16 protein-coding genes are annotated in these 17,823 nt (G+C 46.4%); 7 read left to right on the forward strand and 9 right to left on the reverse strand.

The window, feature by feature from the left end:
• Positions 1 to 96: 96 nt before the first annotated feature.
• Positions 97 to 1,089 carry an MsnO8 family LLM class oxidoreductase gene (locus AM231_RS10940; RefSeq protein WP_054402637.1) on the reverse strand — a complete coding sequence of 331 codons (993 nt, stop codon included), beginning with the start codon at positions 1,087 to 1,089 and terminating at the stop codon, positions 97 to 99.
• Between the two features lie 21 nt (positions 1,090 to 1,110).
• Positions 1,111 to 1,593, reverse strand: a complete 483-nt coding sequence (locus tag AM231_RS10945) for an RrF2 family transcriptional regulator (RefSeq protein ID WP_054402638.1) — start codon at positions 1,591 to 1,593, stop codon at positions 1,111 to 1,113.
• Positions 1,594 to 1,831: 238 nt separating this feature from the next.
• Between AM231_RS10945 and AM231_RS10950 the strand changes: the two genes are divergently transcribed.
• The 3 genes from AM231_RS10950 (at position 1,832) to AM231_RS10960 (ending at position 4,565) form a co-directional block, all read left to right on the forward strand.
• Positions 1,832 to 3,037, forward strand: a complete 1,206-nt coding sequence (locus AM231_RS10950) for a cytochrome P450 family protein (protein ID WP_054402639.1) — start codon at positions 1,832 to 1,834, stop codon at positions 3,035 to 3,037.
• Between the two features lie 209 nt (positions 3,038 to 3,246).
• Positions 3,247 to 3,744 (forward strand): DUF2243 domain-containing protein, encoded by a 498-nt coding sequence (locus AM231_RS10955; RefSeq protein WP_082341600.1) that lies wholly within the window; start codon positions 3,247 to 3,249, stop codon positions 3,742 to 3,744.
• Positions 3,745 to 3,758: 14 nt separating this feature from the next.
• Positions 3,759 to 4,565 (forward strand): cytochrome c oxidase assembly protein, encoded by an 807-nt coding sequence (locus tag AM231_RS10960; RefSeq protein WP_242615119.1) that lies wholly within the window; start codon positions 3,759 to 3,761, stop codon positions 4,563 to 4,565.
• Here AM231_RS10960 and AM231_RS10965 read toward each other — a convergent pair.
• From AM231_RS10965 to AM231_RS10980, 4 genes are all read right to left on the reverse strand, one after another.
• Positions 4,562 to 5,497, reverse strand: coding sequence for a VanW family protein (locus AM231_RS10965; RefSeq protein WP_054402641.1), 936 nt, complete (start codon positions 5,495 to 5,497; stop codon positions 4,562 to 4,564). The two genes, AM231_RS10960 and AM231_RS10965, sit on opposite strands and share 4 nt — an antisense overlap.
• A gap of 194 nt (positions 5,498 to 5,691) precedes the next feature.
• Positions 5,692 to 6,942, reverse strand: a complete 1,251-nt coding sequence (locus AM231_RS10970) for a multidrug effflux MFS transporter (RefSeq protein WP_054402642.1) — start codon at positions 6,940 to 6,942, stop codon at positions 5,692 to 5,694.
• Between the two features lie 129 nt (positions 6,943 to 7,071).
• Complete coding sequence (locus tag AM231_RS10975) at positions 7,072 to 8,634, reverse strand: ATP-binding protein (protein WP_054402643.1); 1,563 nt, start codon at positions 8,632 to 8,634, stop codon at positions 7,072 to 7,074.
• 178 nt (positions 8,635 to 8,812) lie between these two features.
• A complete protein-coding gene (locus AM231_RS10980; protein WP_054402644.1) occupies positions 8,813 to 9,187 on the reverse strand; it encodes a DUF3889 domain-containing protein in 375 nt (124 codons plus the stop codon).
• 130 nt (positions 9,188 to 9,317) lie between these two features.
• Here AM231_RS10980 and AM231_RS10985 point away from each other — a divergent pair, with 130 nt between their 5' ends.
• From AM231_RS10985 to AM231_RS10995, 3 genes are read left to right on the forward strand one after another with little or no spacing between them, the layout of a single operon-like run.
• The gene (locus AM231_RS10985) at positions 9,318 to 10,862 is read left to right on the forward strand and encodes a spore germination protein (RefSeq protein WP_242615120.1); all 1,545 of its coding nucleotides are present in this window, start codon (positions 9,318 to 9,320) and stop codon (positions 10,860 to 10,862) included.
• Positions 10,863 to 10,868: 6 nt separating this feature from the next.
• Positions 10,869 to 11,945, forward strand: a complete 1,077-nt coding sequence (locus AM231_RS10990; protein WP_054402645.1) for a GerAB/ArcD/ProY family transporter — start codon at positions 10,869 to 10,871, stop codon at positions 11,943 to 11,945.
• A 7-nt stretch (positions 11,946 to 11,952) separates the two neighbouring features.
• Entirely contained in the window at positions 11,953 to 13,059 is a 1,107-nt protein-coding gene (locus tag AM231_RS10995) for a Ger(x)C family spore germination protein (protein ID WP_054403622.1), read from the forward strand.
• A 72-nt stretch (positions 13,060 to 13,131) separates the two neighbouring features.
• Here AM231_RS10995 and AM231_RS11000 read toward each other — a convergent pair whose 3' ends face one another.
• Positions 13,132 to 14,208 (reverse strand): acyl-CoA dehydrogenase family protein, encoded by a 1,077-nt coding sequence (locus AM231_RS11000; RefSeq protein WP_054402646.1) that lies wholly within the window; start codon positions 14,206 to 14,208, stop codon positions 13,132 to 13,134.
• 66 nt (positions 14,209 to 14,274) lie between these two features.
• Positions 14,275 to 16,089 carry a DUF3658 domain-containing protein gene (locus AM231_RS11005; protein ID WP_054402647.1) on the reverse strand — a complete coding sequence of 605 codons (1,815 nt, stop codon included), beginning with the start codon at positions 16,087 to 16,089 and terminating at the stop codon, positions 14,275 to 14,277.
• Positions 16,090 to 16,262: 173 nt separating this feature from the next.
• Between AM231_RS11005 and AM231_RS11010 the strand changes: the two genes are divergently transcribed.
• The gene (locus AM231_RS11010) at positions 16,263 to 17,621 is read left to right on the forward strand and encodes a glycosyltransferase family 2 protein (protein WP_082341601.1); all 1,359 of its coding nucleotides are present in this window, start codon (positions 16,263 to 16,265) and stop codon (positions 17,619 to 17,621) included.
• Here AM231_RS11010 and AM231_RS11015 read toward each other — a convergent pair.
• A complete protein-coding gene (locus tag AM231_RS11015) occupies positions 17,595 to 17,798 on the reverse strand; it encodes a hypothetical protein (RefSeq protein WP_053493054.1) in 204 nt (67 codons plus the stop codon). The two genes, AM231_RS11010 and AM231_RS11015, sit on opposite strands and share 27 nt — an antisense overlap.
• Positions 17,799 to 17,823: the final 25 nt, after the last annotated feature.

Genomic DNA, 17,823 nt, shown 5'->3' on the forward strand with positions numbered 1-17,823 from the left:
TCCTGTACAGTACAGAAACCATCTTCTTCAGAGTGCCTAACCTTTTTTCAATTGTTCTTTACACGGGGTACATTTCAGTCCTTTCATGTCCTTCTATTACAGCAGTTCGCGAGCGAGCAGACGGTAGACCTCCAGTCTTTTCTCTTGTGAATGCGGAATACTGCATATCATCGCCTCGTGGAATCCATAATGTGCTTGCTCTTCTTGCAAACGTGACGCAATATCTTTAACCGCGCCGACAAGATGGATCTTGCGACCTTCCTGAATGGCCATCCGATCGATCTCATTTAGGGATACAGCCTGTGCTTCTTCTGGTGTCAGCACTTGCGTAATGCGGCCCTTGCTCATCATCAACCGAAAAATATCCTGCGGGAGCGCTTCATACTCGGCCTCTTCCTTCGTTTCGGCTGTCGTTACCATATAGGATACATTAATCTCCGGCTTCTCCATGAATTTGGATGGCTTGAAGTTATTACGGTATTGATCCAATATGTCATTGCTCATCGCCCCATTAAAGAATTGTGCAAAGGAATAGCCGACGCCCATCTGAGCCGCTTGCAGCGCACTGTTGCCGCTGGACCCAAGCAGCCATACTTCAGGCAGGGGGACACCCGTTGGAGCAGCAGCGTTCTTGGCATACAGTTCATCATCCGGTATCTCATCGCACAGAAGCTGCATGGTAACCGCAAGCTTATCATACATGTTATGAAGCATCAGCTGCCGACCTTCCGACAATGCATACATGGCGCTTGTATCACCGCCGGGTGCTCGGCCTACGCCGAAATCAATCCTACCAGGAGTAAACGCACTTAAGGTTTTAAACACTTCCGCCAGTTTAAGAGGAGAATAATGCATCATCATAACTCCGCCGGTGCCGATACGAATTCGCTGAGTTCTTGCGGCAAGCCGTGCAGCTGTCACTTCGGGGGCGGAGCTGGCAAACGTATGACCACCATGATGCTCGGCCATCCACATTCTGCTATAACCCAGTTCATCTGCGAGAATCGCCAGCTCTTCGGCTTTATGCAAGGCGCCTTCCGCCGTGTTACCGCTAGTTACAGGTGCCTGATCCAATACGCTTAATCTCATGCAATTCCATCCCTTCTTCGGTCAGATGACCATTCTCTTGCTGATCCATTCCTCTAAAGCGACTATTTTGTCCTTAAATGGTTCGCTGCGCATTTCTTCTGATAACGAAGCAATAGTCTCTCGCTTCAATACCTCTTTCCAGGAGGACTCAGCCTCTTCCATCAAATCGGTTAGCAGGCAGCAGCTCTCCTCTCTCTCCAATTCCAGCATGTCCGTGAGGATACCGTGGGATGAGTATAGGGATTGCTGTCCTTCCACTGCGAGATACACATCATATACTCGGATATGCTCAGCCTTCTGTTTTAACCTGAACCCACCCTTCATACCGGGAACAGACGTAATCAGGTTGGCGGTTACCAGTTTCCTCAACAATTTTTGAAAATAAGTTGCCGATGTTCCGAGCTGCTGGCTTATGGCTTCACCAGGCAGCACTGCTTTACCCGGAAGCATATTCAGCAGCAGCAGAGCATACACCGACTGCTCCACGCCGGTTTTCATGTGCACGATTAACACCTCAATAATAGAGAGACATAAGGAATCCCAAATCAGTTTCATTCTATTCTATAAAAGCGGATAATGATTATCCACGTTATATCTTATTTTAAACAGTAAACACTTCAATAGCAAACCCAACCGCCAGCGTCTGGTAGTCGAAATTGGGAAACACCGAGATTTGGTCATGCTCCTCTTGATCCCTTATACTGGATAAGAACCTATCTTTTTCGAGAGGAGACCATATCCAATGCATGCGAACGAATCTCTGAAAAACAAGTTGTTTACGAAGGAATTTACACATAATCCATACCCTGTTTACGAGAAACTAAGGCAAAGCGAGCCCATTCTCAACCTGCAGTTTCCGGATGGGCGATTCGGCTGGCTGATAAGTAACTACGACGATGCCATGGCTGCTCTTAAAGATGGTCGTTTTATTAAAAATGTCGCAAAGGCTTTCGGTGAGGAACACACCAGCGTATTCAGTACCAATATGCTGTTCTCCGATCCTCCGGATCATAAACGTCTGCGCGGTTTGGTACAGAGGGGCTTTACACCGCAGAGAATTGCGGATATGCGGGATCATATTCAGGAAATTGCTGACAGTCTTCTGGACGCGGCCTCATCCAAGGACACCATTAATCTTATTGACGAGTATGCCTTCAAGCTGCCCATTATCGTCATTAGTGAAATTCTTGGTGTACCGACGGAGGATCAGGATATGTTCCGAGTATGGTCAAACTCCATCATCGGCGCTTCTAATCGGGTAATGGATGAGCAAGTTGGCCGTCATATGAATGAGTTTATAGCTTATTTGAAGAATTGGTTTGCCAAGGTTCGCGAGAATCCCGGCGACGATATGATCAGTCAACTGGTCATTGCCGAGGATCAAGGTGATCGATTATCCGAGCAAGAACTATACGGCGTCGTTACATTAATGATCATCGCAGGTCATGAAACGACCGTGAATCTGATCGGCAATGGTGTCATCACGCTTTTGGAGCATCCAGATCAGCGCAAGCTATTGCAGGAGCAGCCCGAACTCATTCACGGTGCTATCGAGGAAATGCTGCGATATAACGGACCCGTGGAATTCAGCACGTCCCGCTGGGCAGCGGAAGACATGGAATTCCATGGCGTTGACATGAAAAAAGGGGACCTGGTTGTCATTGCCTTGAATTCTGCCAATCGGGATGCCGCCCAATTCGAGAATCCGGAGATATTCGATATCTCTCGAGAGAAGAGCCAACATTTAGCCTTCGGCAAAGGGATTCATCTCTGCCTTGGGGCACCGCTCGCCAGGCTGGAGGGTGAGATCGCAATCAATACATTACTCAGACGTTATCCGCATTTCGAGCTTCAGTCGGATATCGATCAGCTTGAATGGAGACCTGGTATGATTGTGAGGGGCGTAAAGGAAATTCCCCTGCGCCTTCATCCGGAACGGATGACTTAAGAATCCTATCCTATTACCCTATACCATATTCTTGAGGCGAATCCACTCGATGGATTCGCCTTTATCTTTTCCCAAAGCTTGATTTCCATTTTCATATATTTTTCTGTTGGTTAACATAATATTTAATATGTTTACACTTTATATAGCCGTTATGGTTATGGAAAAAATGGGCAAGCTAAACACTATAACTGTGAAGAGGAATGAAGTGTATGAAGAAAGAAAAAAGAGCGGATCATGCCATGCAGCGTGCGAGATTCTCAGCTCGTAATCTGGGATCCGGCGTTTTATTCGGTTTGGGACTGGTCGGTTTTATCGACGAGGCGGTGTTTCACCAATTGCTGCACTGGCACCATTTCTATGACAAAGCCACAAGCGATATCGGTCTTGTCTCCGATGGCTTATTTCATGCTTTAAGTTGGTTCGCGACCATCGGCTCATCTTTTATGCTCGCTGATGTGCACCGCAGGCATGCATTTTGGCCAAAGCGGTGGGTCGGTGGGGTTCTACTAGGAGGCGGTGTATTCCAATTGTATGACGGCATTATCCAGCATAAATGGATGCGATTGCATCAGATTCGTTATAACGTGGATATTCGTCCCTATGATTGGATCTGGAATGTGATCGCCGCAATCATGATTATCGTTGGCATTATTCTCATAGTCCGCACTCAAACACACGTATCTATGACCAAAGGCAGTAAGTCATAATGAGTAAACAGACGATGAGTTTCGTGTCAGAGATGCCTAATTATTCGGTGGATTGGCTCCTTATCGATTGGATCGTTGGTCTATTCATTTTTATAATGATCTTTATCTATATAGCAGCTGCTTTACTATCCAATCGTAATTATCGAACATGGCCAACCCATCGTTATATTTGCTGGTTAGCAGGAGCAGCATGTATTGGTTTGTCTCTATCAGGACCATTAGCACGGCTAGCTCACACGAATTTCACCGCTCATATGGTAGGACATTTGCTGCTTGGGATGCTGGGCCCGCTGCTTATTGCGTTCTCTGCTCCTATGACCCTGCTGCTCAGAACGCTTCCTGTGGCTGTCTCCAGACGAATCACGAATGGGCTGAAGAACCAGGCGATCCGTACCCTCATGCATCCAGCGACAGCATCTGTGTTGAATATCGGAGGCTTATGGGTCCTCTATACAACCGGGTTATATATGTTAATGCATCACAATCCTTTATGGCATATATTGATTCACATTCATATATTTGCAGCCGGATATTTTTTTACCGTATCACTAATCTACGTTGATGTGACCCCGCACCGCTACAGTTATCGGGTTCGGGCGGTTATCCTGATTTTTGCCATGGCCGGGCATGGAATGCTGTCTAAACATATCTACGCCTATCCGCCAGTAAGCGTCCCTGCTGAACAAGGAAGACTTGGCAGCATGCTAATGTATTATGGAGGCGATGCCATCGATTTAATTCTGGTATTCTGGCTCTGCATGCAGTGGTATAAGTCGGCTCGTCCACTGGTATTCGCAACAACTATTCACAGCAGAGACTAATGCCCATTAACCGGATTATGCTTGGTGTCATCACGGATTTCCTCTGGCAAATGGTTGGAAATGCTTGGTACATTCCGCGGTTTATACTCGATGAGCTCCGACGAATATATGGAAACGGTCATTCTTCCCCCACTCCCGAAGGCCCGGATGAGAACAGGTTGGTTATAAATATTTTCAAATACAAAATCAGGTCCCCCCCAGCTCACGGTGGCATCTCGTCCTGGCAGTACATAAGGCACGTTTCGACTATGGGAATACCGCTTTACAATCTTCAGTCCAGCCCGATCAATGGCATTATACAACGTAGAAGACACCTGACAGATCCCTCCGCCTACACCCTCAGACAACTCACCTCTCACAATCACGCCTGCCCGTTTATATCCTCTGTCCATTGTTCTCATGCCAACCACTTGATTAAACGAGAATGTTTCTCCCGGGAAAACAACAGCACTGTCAATGGCTTTGGCGGCTAATGCAATATTGTGGGAACGATTGCTATTGTTCGAATTAAAATAGGTGACATAGTAACCGATCGGTTTCACTCGCAGGGAGGCAAGAAGCTCGGCATCTACTTTCGGATAAATAGGATAACTTGGTACTTCGATGGACCTCGCGCCAGCACTAAACCAATACGAATAGTATTGCTCCATCAGCTTGCGTCGATCTAGCCGGCTGCCATTCTGTCCTGAAACAATTTGATTGCTGCTGCCAATTTTAGCGTTTTGGGCTTCCCGGTAAGTTTTCCGATCAAGTATGTCCACCCACTGATCATATTTCTCCATATCCAGCAATGGAAAAACTACAAGTGCATGCTCGCTTCGATTGATACTTCCCATAACCTTCCCGTCCTGCGTAATCGTTAAATCATGATTCTCTGGTTCATTCCCTCTCAGGAGCAGAAGCGATAGTGCTATAACTGACATCCATTTCAAGTTGCCTCACCTGCTTATCTCTGTGTTTATCCTGCTTTTAATCTGCTCGAATGCTTCGATGCAGCTGTTCTTCTCTTTGGTATTATGATTGCAATGACCTCAATTCATTCAAATCTGATCATTCACAAGAAAAAAAGAAGCCCGCGTCAAGATGGCGCGGACTTCTATTTAAGACCATGAATCAGATTTACCGATTACATCGATATATTCGACTTTGTATTACGGCTGCGAGGCACAACGAGGAACAAGAAGGCACACACTGCAAGCCATTCAGCAATCCCGATAACCGTTCCCATCGGCGTTGCGGTAGTTCCATCTCCAAGCCCTACAAGAGGACTTGCCGCTGCCCCCAGCAATAAGGGCAGCAATCCCAGAAGCGCAGACGCACTGCCTGAAGTATGCGCTGCCTGCTTCTGCATCGCCAGAGAGGTCGTTGTTGCACTAACCATACCGACAGCGGAAACTATCAGGAATAACATCGGTGCAATAAGCATTAATCCGCCCCCGAGCCAAGTAATGGCGAACAGCGAGGTTCCGCCAAATACAGCAATGAGGAGACCGGCCTTCAGCAGCTGGGTTTCACCAGTGCGTGAGGCCAGTCTTCCTGTAATTTGCGAAAAGAGTACGATACCAATGCCGTTCACAGCAAAGAACAGACTGTACATCTGAGGAGAGACACCATAAATATCCTGTAATACGAATGGCGAACCCGAGATATACGCGAACATGCCGGCTGATACGAATGCTTGGGAGAGAGCATAACCGATGAATACGCGATCTCGAACCAGCGTACCGAAGGTACGGAAGGTTTGCTGGATGCCTCCGCTGGCTCGCTTCTCCCGGTTTAGAGTTTCAGGGAGACCAAACCATACCGCGAGCAGCATAAGCAGCCCAATCACAAACAGTACAACAAACACGCCCCGCCAAGATACGAAGTTCAGAATAAAAGCGCCAAATACGGGCGCGATAATCGGTGCTAAACCATTGATTAGCATGAGCAATGTGAAGAATTTGGTCAATTCCGTACCGGTGTATAAATCCCGAACAACCGCCCTGGAAATGACAATACCGGCTGCACCGCTCGCTCCCTGAATAAATCGGAGTGTAATCAAGATCCAAATGCTGGGAGCAAATGCACAGAGCAAAGAAGTGATCGAATAGATCATCAATGATATGATAAGAGGTCCCTTTCTTCCTCGAATATCGCTCAGCGGTCCTGCTACAAGCTGACCCAATGCAAGACCCAATAAGAAAGCGGTCAAACTCAACTGGGCGAGTGACGCTGTCGAGCCCAAACTTTCGGAAAGTTTGGGAAGCGCAGGTAAATACATATCAACCGATAGTGGGCCAAAAGCCGATAGCGAGCCGAGAATCAAGGCAAATCGCATCCTTTTACTACGTGTTAACACTAAGGTTGAGCCTGCTTCATTAGTGGAAATTGACATACTATTTGCTACTTCCTTTCCTTTTGCAACACCAAGATGCATGCATATAAGATAGGAGCAATCCTGCCCGGACTGCTCAATAACTATCCTATCATAGGATAAAAACGGCGATAATGCCATCCATAATTTCTAAGCAAGTGGAAATCGCAAGGTAAACGTCGTCCCGATACCAAGCTCGCTGTGGACGGATATCTTCCCTTCATGATCCTCCACGATTTTCTGGCATAAGGAAAGTCCAAGCCCCGTTCCTTCTTCTTTGGTTGTATAAAAAGGATCAAAAATTTTGGTCAAGTCTTCATCAGCAATCCCTTTTCCGGTATCCGCAACTTGTATTACTGCCATATGTTCTTCCATGCTTAAGGTGATTTGTACTGTGCCGGTAGATTCCATGGCTTGGAAGGAATTACGTATAAGATTGATTAGGACCTGGATAATTTTGTCGCGATCCATAAAAATATCCACCGGCATATCACTTAACTCAATTTTAAACAAATGACCATAAGAGGCTGCCTCCGATTTACACAAAGAATAGACGCTTACCACGCAATCCGTTAAGGATTCCTTCTTCATATTGCTGGCATGGGGCTTGGAGAAATGCAAAAATTCTGCTGTCAGCTCACCGACCCTTGTGATTTCCCCCATAATGACCTCATACCACGGCTTAATGTTATAGCCCTGATTCTTCGAAAGCTGAATGAAACCTTTAATGGATGTAAGAGGATTTCGTATCTCATGGGCCATGCCGGCAGCCAATTCCCCGACCATCTTCATTTTCTCCGTGCGGAGCATTTCTTCCTGACCCTTCATCCAGGAATTCCGGCGCATCTGAAAGATTCGCTCTTCTGCGGTGGTGATCATCTCTTGATATGTCATCGCTTCCTGTGGATAGCATGTAATGCTGTAAGTTAGCTGTATACCAATATGATCAAAATTGAACTTGCTGCTGTCGACCTCCACATCCACAGGCAGCAATACGGCGAAGCGATCTCCTGCGTACCGGGATGCAGCCAGCATATCCTTCAGGAACAACTCGCGCAAGGCACGAGAAAAGCTGATGAGAATTTCATTGGCGGTCGTAATATTCATGGCGTTTAATGATTTGAAGTTGTTGATATCCATGAGCACCAACTGAAAGGGTTGGTTCGCTTCAATGAGTTGCTGCATTTTATGCAAATAGCCGTCGTAATTCAGCAATCCCGTTAAAGGGTCATGAAATGTTAGATAATCATTTTGTTTATATAGCTTCTTCTTCTCGGATTCAAGAAAACTCACAAAGTAAAATGAGATTACAATCACAAGAGTTGATAAGAAATCAAAAGCAACGACCATAATTTGATACTTGGTAAAGGGCATGTAAGTTAAGCGGATAAGAGAATACTGAAGGATGATAAGGAGACAGAGTGGCAGCATTTCCCTGAACCGCTTTTTCTTATGTATGAGATTAATAATCAGAAAGTAATACAACAAAATACACCAATTCAATTGGCTGACATAGTGAAATACACCAAGTAAAAAAATCTGAACATACCGCAGCCACTCATACTTTCGATCAAAGATGACGGACAAACATAATAAAATCGCGCTGACCAGCAAGGCCAAAACCGATGTATGGTATCCCAGAATCATCGAAGATATCATGATGAATATCAATATCAACGGAACAAATAGGAGCTTAAGCACGATAAATGGCACAAAAATCACTCCTGAACGCGAAGTACTAGCGCATAATGTTGAATATCGGAGGCAAGTTTCACCAAATATGGTACACCATATGCAAGCGTCTGAACAGCAGGAAAACAAGACTTCGGGCAAAAATAATGGTATTTTTTTCCGATTATCTTGTTTTTCCTGGTAAAAAGCTCATATTCAGTTAGAACTCCTCGAAACGTATCGATAGAAATTGATTCTTTATGGGATGGTAGGCAACAGTCGCATAAACACCGAACTCTTGTGATCCCTTCTTCAGCCATAATTTGAATTTTTCCTCAGCCAATACGCTAGATATGGTACTCCGCCCCATAAATAGATAATCAATCACATCCGCATTGTACTGTCTCTTTGTCTGCTCTATAGCTAAACCTCCCCATGTGGCGTAAGCCGGTTCTTTCTGATTGACAACGTCAATTAAGGAATTCGCATTGTCCTCAAGTTCCTGCTGACCGAATAACAGCACATGAAATGTGGGGGAAGGTCCCGGATTCCATCCGATCGTTAATAATCCCGCTAAAAAAACGCAGCCCAGCATGTGACTCCTCCTCTTATTGGCTTGTCTATCAGGACAGTCTGATCCCTGTGCCTAACATTCCCGCACCAACACTTCCTATTCGCGAGCGCTTGGGAGAGGTTGGATAATTATCGGAGAAAATACACACACTGTGACAGACTATCCAGCAATCGGAGGTGAAGGACTCGTGGGGATCAAACAAAAGTTACAATCTATCTTTTTAGTTAACGATGAGCAATCGGATACCCCCCCAACCCTTCCAGACAATCAACAGGAGGCGAATTTAACAGGAGGAGAACCGGTCACGCTGCAGCATATTCTAGATCAATTCGATGATTCGGCTGACTTTATTCACAAAACGTATCAGAGTGAACATCTGGATGTTCTATATTTCAGTCATTTAGTGAATGAGGATCGATTGGAACGTGATGTTCTCCCTCCTTTGCTAAATGCCGAGTCGCCGGTGGACATTCTATCGGAACAATCAAAATATGTTCGAGTAACGAATGCAAAGAAATGTGTGGAAGGCATTCTAAGCGGTATGGCCGCTATCTTTTGTCAAGAACAAGCATACCTCATCGATGTCATATTTCCGGTATCCCGGACGGTGGCTGAATCCGAAACAGAATCCATCATCGTTGGACCGCACGAGGCTTTTACGGAACAGGCATACACCAATCTGTCCTTAATCAGAAAAAGAGTCCAGAGCTCTCATCTCAAAGTCATACAATTATCCGTAGGCGAGGTGACAAAAACTAGTGTCTATATTCTTTACGTAGAGGACATCGCCAACGAAAAATATATAAAAGAAGTCATTAATCGAATCAAGAATATTGAGATTGACGCCGTCCATGATACCAATATGCTGATTCAATGCATCGACGATGACCCCTATTCGATTTTTGCTCAGTTTCTAACTACAGAGCGGCCGGATACGATAGCCTCCAAGCTGGTGTCAGGTCGAATTGTGGGTATTATGGATGGGAGTCCAACAGCCTTCAGTGCACCAGTCAACTTTTTTGAATTCTTCTCCTCTTCGGATGATTATTACCAGAGGTGGAGTATAGGTACGGCAACATTGTTCTTGAGATTTGCGGCTTTGATCATAACCGTGACCTTGACGGCCCTTTACGTCGCGGTTACATCGTTTCATTATGAGATGGTTCCCCAGAATCTGCTCTTGACTTTAACGGAGTCGAGAAGCAAGGTGCCTTTTCCCCCAATCATTGAGGCGCTGCTAATGGAGATGACCATTGAGCTGCTGCGTGAAGCGGGGGCACGGCTGCCTACTAAAATCGGTCAGACCATTGGCATCGTTGGTGGTATCGTCATCGGACAGGCGGCAGTACAAGCAGGACTAACCAGCAACATTCTGATCATCTCTGTTGCATCTTCAGCTATCGCTTCCTTTGTCATTCCCAATTATGTCATGAGTGCTGCCTTCCGTTTGTTCCGCTTTGGGCTTATAATTATGGCCGGTTTATGGGGAAATTTGGGATTAGCCATGGGTTTGGCGTATATTGTCATTCACTTAAGCGGTTTGACGAGTCTTGGCTCCTCCTATCTGACACCCGTTGCCCCATTTGAGCCCTATGACTGGAAGGATGTATTTCTGAGGCTCCCTTTTTCCAAGCTCGTCAAGCGGCCAACCCAAGTTAAAGCGAATAATAAGGTCAAATTAAAAATGAAAAGGTGAGGACATATGAACGAAAAATTATCTCAATTTCATACAGCGATCCTCATCTATATGATTCAAACGGGTGTCTATGTTTTCAGCTTTACGCAAATCGAAGCCAAGTATTTTGGCACGAACGGCTGGCTTGTTATGATTCCCGTTTCCATCCTGGTGAGTTTGAACATCTATGAAATGTATTGGGTATATCGGCTTGGGAATGGGCAGTCAATCTTCGATATATTGGAGAAAAGCATACCGAAGTTCATTTTAGCCCCCTTCTATATGATTCTCAGCACAATATGGGCATTGATCGGCTGCCTGGTCGCCAAGCAATATGTGCTTATATTCCAGATGTTCGCGTTTCCGACAACCAATCCGATGGTGTTCAAGATTGCGATTGATATCCTTGCTTTTATTCTGCTGACTAAGGGGTTATATAATATCTCCAAAGCATCAACCATTTTCTTCTGGTGCACCATTTGGCTCAGTTTTCTTCTCCTTTACTTTGTTGGAGATTTCAGAACCGAGAGATTGACGCCTTATATTTTTAAAGAAAGCTATAACATGACAGAAGGTTTCTTCCAAATTTATCTGGCATATATGGGGTATGAGCTCTGCTTGCTTCTGTTTCCCTATACTGATAAGAAGACCCGATTGTTCAGAGCGGTTATACATGGTCATCTATTGCGTTCAGTATCCTACATTATCCTGGGACTCGTTTCGTTTGGCGTTGTTGGCTACGACATGCTGAAGGTCATGATGTTCCCGTCTTTGGATCTGCTGGCATATATCAAGCTTCCATTCATGGAACGAATCGAGAATCTCTTCTACGGCTTTTTCTTGTTCACAACCCTCATTACCCTTGTGCTTTATTTCTGGGCAGCCGGTGAAAGTACTCGGAGAATCTTCCCGAAAATCAAATTGAATGTTCAATACTTTGTGATCATTCTGGCAGCATTGCTGATATCCTACATACCAACCGTCTTGGATACAATTCGAGAGTGGATACTGATCCTGGGTTATTTCCAGATTGGATTCTCTTATATTATGCCATTGATCTTAATTCTGCTGCTGCTGTGGCAGCGGCGAAAAAAGGCAGTGTGAGTTGCTTATGTTAAAGAAATTCATAAGTTGGCTCCTTCTGGTATGCATCATCCCTCTATCAGGCTGCGGAGATCAGCGCATCCTGGAAAGTTTGGGATTCATTCAAACTGTCAGTTACGATATTCTTCCGGATGGAAAGCTATCCATTTCATTTTCGATCCCGCAGGCAGATCCGGAAACGACTGCTAATCGAGAAGTGTTGTCAGCAGTAGCAGCAAGCAGTAAGGAAGCGACAATGAAAGTCTCCCGCGAGACAGGTATGATGGTGGTGAGCGGCCAGCTGCGCAACGTATTGTTCGGTCAATCCATGGCTGAACATGGACTGCATGGACATCTGGATACCTTATTTCGAGATCCGTCCATCTCTTCCCAAGTGAAAGTCAGCGTGGTTGAAGGCAATGCAGGCGAACTGTTAATTGAAGATTACAAGCAGCATCCGCGTACAGGCCGGTATATTGATATGCTGCTTGAGAAGGAAGCACTGGGACAGACCATTCCAAAGGTAACTCTGTTTATATTTGCCAGAGACTACTTTGATGAGGGCACAGACCCCGTTGCGCCGATTCTGAAGAAGCATGCAGACAATTATATAACGACAAACGGAATCGCGTTATTTAAAGATGATCGTTATGTAACGAAGATCGAACCTCAGAACGCATTGGTCTTCGCCTTTCTGAAGGGCAGCTTCAGAGAAGGCCAAATCAGTTTGGAACTGGCGGATACCGGTGGCGACAAAGAAATCGTCATGTTCAGCTCGTTAATCAGTTCACGGAAAGTCAAAGTTGTCCATGGCACTGAAGGTATTGAAAAAGTAACATATCACGTTAAAGTTACCGGCTCTGTACTGGAATACATCGGCGATGCCAGATTAAGTAATGACCGGGAGCGGCATGAGCTGGAGCAAAGGATCAGTAAGGAGTTAACCAAAAAAGCCAATGCCATGATCTCGCTTATGAAACAGCACCAATTAGATAATATCGGGATCGGCAAATACGTCCGCAATTCGGTCGGTTATAAACAGTGGAAACAAATGAACTGGCGAGAAGAGCTGGAGAAGCTGCCGGTTGAATGCTCATTTGAAGTGAAGATCAAAGATTATGGTAAGTTCCGATAAAGACAGCAAGGGATCTCGTTATGAGCAAAAAACCATGAACCGCTTTGTAGCAGTTCATGGTTTTTGTGTCGTTCAGTCGTTTCTTAATAGGGCATGCGAGCATGCCGTTTGAAGATCCCTCCAGCAGCGGTTGACTTCGGTATCCTCCATGGCGGCAGACAGTCCTAGCAGCGGAAAAACGTGTTGGCCACAGGATAGCGCGGCTTGGACTGCTGCTAGACTAGCTGCTGTCACACCAGCTTCGGTGTCCTCCGCCAGCCTGCCATCCCGCTTAAGTTCCCTCCACGAGTCTTCGACCGTTTCATAAAAAGTAGAAAGGGCTTGCTCAAGTGCAGCCTTGCATTTGTTCAACTTGTCGAACACTAGGGCCGAACGATTCCGCTGCATCGCAAGCGACTCGGCTGCCTCAAGAAAATGATCCGCGATTCCAGCTGCAACAGCGGCAAATGATACCTGCGCAAAAGGTAGAAAGGGATACTGGTAGATTGCTTCTTCCTCATACTCTATGGATTCTGCAAGGGAGAATGTCATCTCAGAGGAGACGAAGGAATCTGCAGCCGAAATCGTATGACTGGCTGTTGCCCGAAGTCCAAAGGCATTCCAATCCTCCACGATCTTGACCTGATCCGGATGCAGAATGAAGGAACGAATCTCGGGCTCAACACGAGTCAATGAGGCTCCATCATTTCCAGCATCATGATCCGTAGAACCCGAATCTATGACAGCATTGGCTGTAAAGGTCGTTGCATAAGTTGATCCACTGCAATATTTCCAGCTTCCATTAACGATATATCCTCCGTCCACCTTCCTTGCCGTGCCTGTCGGCATGCCGCTGCCTGCTATCACTGCTTCGCGATGTGCAAATAACCGCCGGCTGATCTCGGCAGACATGTATGCAGCAAAAAAGCCTCCACCTGCACCTATCGTAACCAACCATCCTAAATTGCCATCGATTCTGGCGCTTTCCTGAAAAATACGCGTAGCCTCCGGAAGCGTAGTCATTCTTCCCTCAAGCTCATCGGGAACAAACAGATGAAACAATCGATGATCATAAATCGTCCTCAGCATCTCTGGAGATACTCGTCTATGCTTGTCCATCTCAAGTGCCTGTTCTCTAATAATCTGTATTTCCTCAGTCGTAAATAACATATCCCCACCGCTTTCTGTGTATATTCTCTGTGTTGTTATCATTGATCCTAGGTACATCGTGCTCCCTTACTCGTTAGGATCTGCATTATCCAGTCGGCTCAGTATCTTCACCAATGAATCCATCATGGAGCCCCGTTGTTCTATATGAGTCTTGTATGTAATCATTAACCCATCGATATGGGATTGTATGTCGCTCACAGGTGATTCGGTTTCTGTCTTGGAAACAGGCAGATTAAGCTCGGCAACATCCATCTGACTTAGTTGTTCCATGATTCCTCGCTCTGCTAGATGAATCTCCATCATCTCTTCAAGCAGCATCTTCACCTTCATGCTCTTGGCTAATCGCTGTTCATTGCTCCACTGCTCCTCGGGTGTTGAAGGATCAACAAGAGAAACACTGTAATTTCGCATGGCATCCAGCTCGCCGGTATAGTTAAATGCTCCTTGCTGGATCAAGTGGCGAACCCGATATTCGATGAAAGAATCGGAAACAGCCAATTCACCATGACCAATCACTTCTCCTACAATGCGGGCTGACTTCTTATAGAATCCGTTCCTGGCTTCAATGCGATATGCTGCCTTCAATATTTCGTCATCATAGTAAGACTCAGGAACCGTAACTAATACGTCACGTTGCAGCACCCGAAAGGTCCCATCTTCGTTCAGGAGTCGCTGCCAATCTTCGCGGTAACTGGCCTGTTCTTGCAGAGATAGCCTAACATGCTCGGTGTTGTCCAGCACGTTCTGAAGTGAATCCGGTCCCATCTCAAACGTTCCTCTATAGGAAACATTCGGATTTAGCCTATGAAGAATACTTGTCGCATTCAACAGCACAGCGTTAGGATGGTCCGGTATTAGCGATAACAGCCTGCGCAGGCCTAACTGTTCCGAAGCAGCATTCCCTGTCCATATGACACAAGGCCATTCCATTAACTGCTGCGGCCATATCAACCAATCCACGGCCGACTCCAGCAGCATTGACTTTTTCTCATCCGCATCCGAAGCGCTGTACCGCGCTTGAAACCAATCATTCCGGGCAGCAAACGAACGGGAGAAGTCTTGATCCTTCACAAGCGGTCCAACCATCAGGTTATCACCCAGCGTGACTACCATCTCCCCGGGTTTTGATCGCAGCATGATTCTTAACGAGCCTGCCGTCGAATCATCGAAGGCAATATGGATACGTGACACATGCCCGCGATGAATCGGGGATTCGTGTAGATATGCTTCATTTCCCATCGCCCACTCTTTATCGAACGCCCTGAGAAACAGTTCGACTTCCTGGTGCTTGCCATTCGCAAGGAGCTTTGCCGATTCTGTATTCAACAGGTTTTTCAGCTTTAGAAGCTTCTCGTAAAAATGGTTAATGACTGTGCTCTGGCCCTTACGATACTCTTCACGTGTCATTTGTGTACGAAGCGGGATAGCAGGATCATACATGCTCTGTCCCTTCCATCCCGAATATGCAAATGAACGGGCAACCCCGATGGCGCCAATTGCATCCAGACGATCAGCATCCTGTACGATCTGACCTTCCAAAGTGCGCATCGGCCGCCCTGAACCGCCTGAGAATGACATTGTACTGATGATCTCCAGCACAAGCTCCTGGTCAGAGGCTTCGACTCCGGTCTGCATCAGCCATTTCTGAACCCGTTTGTAACCCGCTTCCTTCGATTCATTCAGTTTCTCATCAGCGATGTCATGGAGATACGCGGACAGTTCACACAGGTATGAATTTGCACCTTCAAGATAAGCCAGAATCCTGGCAATCCTTGTAACACGCTGGATATGCCACCAATCATGGCCGCTGGAATCCTCTCCATGCACGGCGCGTGCAAAATCTTGAGCTTGTTGAATGATCTCACGTTGATTCGAATTCATGTGATTTAAGCCCCCTCTCCGAATTTTTGTTCTAAACTTTATTATTCCTGATAAACTTCAGCATCGCAACAAACAATGTTGTATCTCTCCCAAGGATATGGGCATACGATAGACAGAACCGAGTTGATCCGCTTGGATGCACTATGAGGATGCGAAAAAGGAGCTGGATGGCCATGCTGGTATTTATTCTTCCAGGTGTATCTCCTCACTTATCCGGGAAGACTGCAGCTTCCGTGAAACATGCTTTTTCCGATGCGCGCGTCATCTTGATACATAACGAAGAGGAGTCCGCAGCAATGGTGAATCAGACTCTCTGCGAAGAATCGTATCCATGGTTCATGACCCTCCACGCGGGAGACGTGTTGCTTCCACATGCAAAGAAAGAAATAGAAGGATGGCTCGAAACATCCCCTGATAATTCCGCTGGTTATATCTTAAATACCGCACGTACCCAGGGTTCAGCTGAAATATCCAAGAAGACGCCAAGCTCTCCCGCTCAGGCTCCCCAGGTTCCCTTGTTATGGCGTACGGAGCTTGTCCTAAATGATCCCTCACCGGGCTTTACGGCTATAGAGAAGTTCCCTTTCCAAAAATACGTATTAACAGATAAAATGCTTGAGCTATCGACCCGATACGAATGGACGGAAGTGGTTTCCAACTCCATCTTTCGTCACGAGCGGAAAGCTCCTGCTTGGATGAAGGAATCCGAGGAATGGCATGCATTATGGCCTCTTCTCCAAGCAACAGCCCAAGGATACAAGCAGGCTCCGCTCACTGGCTGCTCCCCGCTAGTGACCATAGCTCTATGCACTTATAACGATGGCGCCTATCTTCCTTGGGCTGTCCGATCCGTAATGGCACAGACCTGCGAAGCTTGGGAACTGGTCATTCTCGATGATGGTTCTACCGAAGAGAGGACATCCCATTATTTAATGAGACTGCCCCCGGATCCGCGCATAAATCTGATTCGCCAGAAGCAGAATTCAGGAAAAGCGCAGGCGCTAAACCGCATTTTAAATGTGGCGAAGGCCGCGTGGTTGCTGGAGCTGGATGCCGATGACTGGCTTTCTCCCTTCGCGCTGGAGCGCCTGCTGCTAAGAGCAGACATGGAACAGGGTGTTGCCCTCATCTATGCTGATCATATCGAGTGGGTCGAACGTGCAAGTAAACAGCTGATCTATCAAGGAGTTAGAGCTGCACCCGCCTCCATGTCACCTTCAAAGCTCCTGGACGAAGCCCCAGCAGTTGCTCCCCGCATGTATGATGTCTCGGTACTCAAACAGCTGGGCGGCTGGGATCATCATCACGTATACGGCGGGAGATTGTATGAGGATATCGCACTATTGATGAAGCTATCCAGAAGCCATGAGCTTCTTCATGTGCCAGAGGCGCTTTACCACCGACGATTAAGAATGTCCAGTATGACTCATCGCCACCCCCATCAATATGCAATATGGAAGAACTCCATGAAAGACAAGATTTCCACACCCGAAGCAGGAAACCAATCAAGCGGGCAGAATGCGCACGAATGAAATACCATCAGTGAATACGGTGACCACTTGTGAGGTGGGAATATAATTCGAGCTCACTACCTCCACCGTAATGAATCCATCAGCTGCAGAACGCAACTGACCTAGCAGAAACTGATTAGTCTGAATAACTTCTACCGACCTGCCTATGAATGTAGCCAGAATTTCTGAATAATTCATTTTCTTTTCTTCCTCCCGTCTTTGT

The sequence above is a fragment of the Paenibacillus solani genome, assembly GCF_001277345.1.
GTDB lineage: Bacteria > Bacillota > Bacilli > Paenibacillales > Paenibacillaceae > Paenibacillus_AQ > Paenibacillus_AQ solani.

Excerpts from the sequence above, each read along its gene's own strand:
- AM231_RS10940 (WP_054402637.1), bottom strand. The coding sequence starts at position 1,089 with ATGAGATTAAGCGTATTGGATCAGGCACCTGTAACTAGCGGTAACACG.
- AM231_RS10950 (WP_054402639.1), top strand. The coding sequence starts at position 1,832 with ATGCATGCGAACGAATCTCTGAAAAACAAGTTGTTTACGAAGGAATTT.
- AM231_RS10955 (WP_082341600.1), top strand. The coding sequence starts at position 3,247 with ATGAAGAAAGAAAAAAGAGCGGATCATGCCATGCAGCGTGCGAGATTC.
- AM231_RS10960 (WP_242615119.1), top strand. The coding sequence starts at position 3,759 with ATGAGTTTCGTGTCAGAGATGCCTAATTATTCGGTGGATTGGCTCCTT.
- AM231_RS10970 (WP_054402642.1), bottom strand. The coding sequence starts at position 6,942 with ATGTCAATTTCCACTAATGAAGCAGGCTCAACCTTAGTGTTAACACGT.
- AM231_RS10980 (WP_054402644.1), bottom strand. The coding sequence starts at position 9,187 with ATGCTGGGCTGCGTTTTTTTAGCGGGATTATTAACGATCGGATGGAAT.
- AM231_RS10990 (WP_054402645.1), top strand. The coding sequence starts at position 10,869 with ATGAACGAAAAATTATCTCAATTTCATACAGCGATCCTCATCTATATG.
- AM231_RS10995 (WP_054403622.1), top strand. The coding sequence starts at position 11,953 with ATGTTAAAGAAATTCATAAGTTGGCTCCTTCTGGTATGCATCATCCCT.
- AM231_RS11000 (WP_054402646.1), bottom strand. The coding sequence starts at position 14,208 with ATGTTATTTACGACTGAGGAAATACAGATTATTAGAGAACAGGCACTT.
- AM231_RS11005 (WP_054402647.1), bottom strand. The coding sequence starts at position 16,089 with ATGAATTCGAATCAACGTGAGATCATTCAACAAGCTCAAGATTTTGCA.
- AM231_RS11010 (WP_082341601.1), top strand. The coding sequence starts at position 16,263 with ATGCTGGTATTTATTCTTCCAGGTGTATCTCCTCACTTATCCGGGAAG.
- AM231_RS11015 (WP_053493054.1), bottom strand. The coding sequence starts at position 17,798 with ATGAATTATTCAGAAATTCTGGCTACATTCATAGGCAGGTCGGTAGAA.